Genomic DNA, 3,785 nt, shown 5'->3' with positions numbered 1-3,785 from the left:
GGTTAGGACCTACGCCTGTCAGCCGGTTACGGTTATCATATCCATAAGCCGTGACGTAACCAAACGGGTCGGTCATCGTCTTTCGATTTCCTTGCTCATCATACGAGTATCGGATCGTCCTCCCGTCCGGATACGTGAGAATGTCCAACTGTCCAAGCTCGTTATAGTGATAGTTTGTAGTACCTGTGTTGTCTTGCATGACTTTGCGCTTTCCAGTTGCATAGTAGTCATACTTTATCGTTTCGTTTCCTAAAGCACTGCTGAGCAGCTTATTACGGTTATTGTAATCGTTCGTTGTCACTTGGCCTTTACGGTCTACATACGTCCGTAAGTTATTATTTTCATCGTAATAAAATTTTTCTACCGCCTGATCGGGTGCGATCGTCTGGATTGTACGACCCAGCTCGTCATATTTCTTGGACCTTTCCGTTTTGTCCGGGAACACAATTTTGAACAAATTCAAACGATCTTTTGAGGTATATTCATACTTCGTAAACTCGTTCTTCGCATTGGTGACTCCCGTCAAGCGCCCCAGAGCATCATAATCGAACTTCGTCCGGTTATCCCGTCCATCTGTACTTTCACGTACTTTATCGGCAGCGTCATAAATAAGCGTGCCCAGGATTTGGATCACGGGCTGCCCGTTAACTAGTTTCGTTTCCTCTTTCTTAATCGTCCGGTCTAAAGGATCTAACGTCTCCGTAATCTTGTAGCCTTCGGCATCGGTCGATACCTTCATACGCTGAATATCGTTGTATTCCACCGTGGCCACCGAGCTGTCTGGATACGTGATTTTGTGCTGGCGGCTCCATTGGTCGTAGCCGAACCAAGTCCGGTTTCCTCGGGCATCCTCGCTCCATTCCAAACGACCGTATGAATCGTAGCCGAATTTGCTTCTAATGTCCTGCTCGCTCACACCGGTTGCAATCTTCCAGCCAATCGGATTCCATTGCGTGTACGTTTTTACGCCTTCCTCGTCCGTGATCAGAATCGAATTTTTCGCGTCATCATATTGCAGGGTGACGACGCTTTTATCTGGATTGGTTGCTTCCGTTACCCTGCCCAGCTTGTCATAGTCGTAATTTGTCGCATAGCCTTTGCCATCGATGATTGTCGTTACTTTTCCGAGTGTTGGATTGTAGTCATATTGTTGCGTAATCTTTGAAGTCGCTCCATCGACATTGGTCACATCCGTTATCGTTTTGGTCGGAAACCGGCTTTGATACTGGGGGCCGTATTCCACGAGCGTTTCGGTTTCTTTGGCATCATCGGTTTTTGTTATGATTTTGCGCGGGTTACCGTAAGCATCGATGTCTTCATAGCGCGTCTCAGACAGCAACTTCCCGTTCAGGTCGTTTTCAAACACCTTTTCCTTGGTTACTTTGTTCTTCTCATTGCGCTCAAGCAGCGAATACCGCTTCTGATTATTATAGATCGGCTGCAATATGCTGCTAAGCAAGTGCGTTTTCGGGTCGTAATCGTAGTTCGTTGTAATTCCCATAGGATCGGTCGACCATAGTACATTGCCATAGAGGTCAAATTCCCGGGACGCGCTTTTTGAAAAAGATTGTCCCTGTGCCGTATAGGTCGTTGTCACTTTATTCGGATAGGGAAGATGTCGCGCCTCGTCATATTGTTGATCCGTTGAAATGGTATAAGCGACACCGTTTCTTATCGATGTTTTGGTGATGTTTGTTTGGTAAAAAAAAGGCGGCGTCTCTTCCCACTCCAATTTCTTATTCTGTTTCTTGTTTGTATATTTCGTTTGGGTTAACCCATCATCATGGTAGACGTAATAACTAAAATCCCCTAGGCAAGAATTACCTAAATCTCCTTCATATCCGTACCTTTCTTTTTTGAATGTCTGTAGAGAGCCGTCCGTTTGTTTGACCTGTAAAGCTTTTTCCTTTATTCGGTAGACCTGAGTAAAAGGCGTAAAGCTACATCTGAACGTCGGCTGATCCTCATAAGTATATAAACTGCTTGCCCCTGTAGGATGATCAACTTTAGTTAGTAACATGTGACGGGCATTGACGTTACGATTATGATAAGCCGGTTTTTCAGTGTAATCATATGTTGTGACACGTCCTTCAGCATCTACGACCTTTGATAGAAACTTTACTTCTCTTTGGTTAGTAGGTTCAATGTATGTAGTTAGAATATATCTTACTGTTTGATCTCCTTTCGTAATGGTTACTCCAGAAGAGTCATATTGAAATTTGATCGTTTCTCCTTCTGTCGAAATACTTTCCAGTACAGGTACAACTAATCCGGGTAAAAAGGTGTAATTGAATTTGATTTGGTTGTTATATTTATCCTCGATTTTGACTAGCAAACCATCACGATGTTCAAAATAATATGTCAGTCCCTCAAGATTAGTGACCCGCCATGGGTCCACGAACTCATCAGGGAACCCCTTCTCTAGGGTTATATCTTTCCAAGGGTATCCCTTAATATAAGAATAACTATTTTCTGGAAGAAATGAACCCATCGGGTACGAACCGTTTCCTAAGCGATCGCTTAAAACCAGATTTCCATCACGCAACTGAGGAAAATCCCAACTCCATCCCACACCTATAGGAGCTTCTCGTGGATTAAGGCTATCTCCAAAAACATCGTACATCGCGGACTCTGCGGCGCTGTATTGTCTGGTTAAGGGAAACGATAATCCATTTTTCCCTCTAATCGTCATATCCGTCGTGCGTACAGAAAGGTCCCCAGATATGGTAGATACCGCGTCGTATTCGGAATTAATCTGATACGGAGCGTCGTTCGGCTTAAGATTCACCGGCTCAACGATTTTTGGCGGGTTCATGAGCTTTGCTCGATATACAGAGTTATACACCGATCCGTAAACCGAACCCGTAGCGGTAATACTATCATCGATTATACTACTGTTTGAACTAGTTTTTTCCTTAGAAGAATTGTCGATTTTATCCGTTGCCGGATTCTGATTGGGCACAACACTTTCATTGGTGCCGGTCTTTAAGTTTGATAAGAAGCCTAGAATATCTCTTGCTTCTGCGTATATAGGAGTAACTAGAGAAAGGAAAAGGAGCAGGGATAGAAATAATGAGATAATTCTTTTCATATGAACCTCCATTTAATATACTTTAACGACCCAGTTCATCACGCGTTCGATGTTGTCAAGAAATTTTTTTCATTTATTCCTGTTAAATTATACCTTCAACCAATGGTTCCTGTATACAACAGAAATGGTAAAAGACAACCGTAATCTCAGGTTATCTTTTTATGGGTCTGCTACTGTAAGTAGTTCAATCCAATTTCCCGTTTTTGTCGTAAGAATACTTGAACAAACCACTATTTCCGAAGTCGTTTATTGAAGATGCATTAATGCTCGTGACTGGTAAGGAAAGCAAGAGAACGAGGACGCAAATTATAATGTTCCTCATTCGTTTACTGTCAATCGAAAACCGCATAGACTTTCCCGGCCCTTTCAATAGATCTATTAGTGATGCAAGTTTAACGAATCTACTTAAGTGTACGCGAGCTATTACTAGCTATAGCCCGTACAATTAAACAATCATGAAAATAATTGTATTCAGGACTATCATATTTGTAATAATATGATTCTTTCTATTCCACTTTACGACGAATTATATTCCCATTGAGATCATAGTCATATTTGATTTCTCTCTGCTTCGGTGAAATGTATTTAATTAAACGTCCATTTTGGTCATACTGATAGTTATTTTTTTCAATTTTAATGTCATCCAAAGATAAAGCACCGCCGTTATGAATGCCCCAGATCAAGTAGTAATCCT

At 42.1% G+C, this 3,785-nt stretch carries 2 protein-coding genes; both read right to left on the bottom strand.

The features are described from left to right. Positions 1 to 3,091 (bottom strand): RHS repeat domain-containing protein (locus tag PEL01S_RS33965; RefSeq protein ID WP_164824377.1); only part of this gene is annotated, 3,091 nt, incomplete at its 3' end. Positions 3,092 to 3,597: 506 nt separating this feature from the next. Beyond that, the coding region (locus PEL01S_RS33960; RefSeq protein WP_218032567.1) for a hypothetical protein at positions 3,598 to 3,785 on the bottom strand (188 nt) is incomplete at its 5' end.

The sequence above is a fragment of the Paenibacillus elgii NBRC 100335 genome (assembly GCF_004000865.1).
GTDB classification, from domain to species: domain Bacteria; phylum Bacillota; class Bacilli; order Paenibacillales; family NBRC-103111; genus Paenibacillus_G; species Paenibacillus_G elgii.
This window is presented reverse-complemented; position numbering and strand designations above follow the sequence as displayed.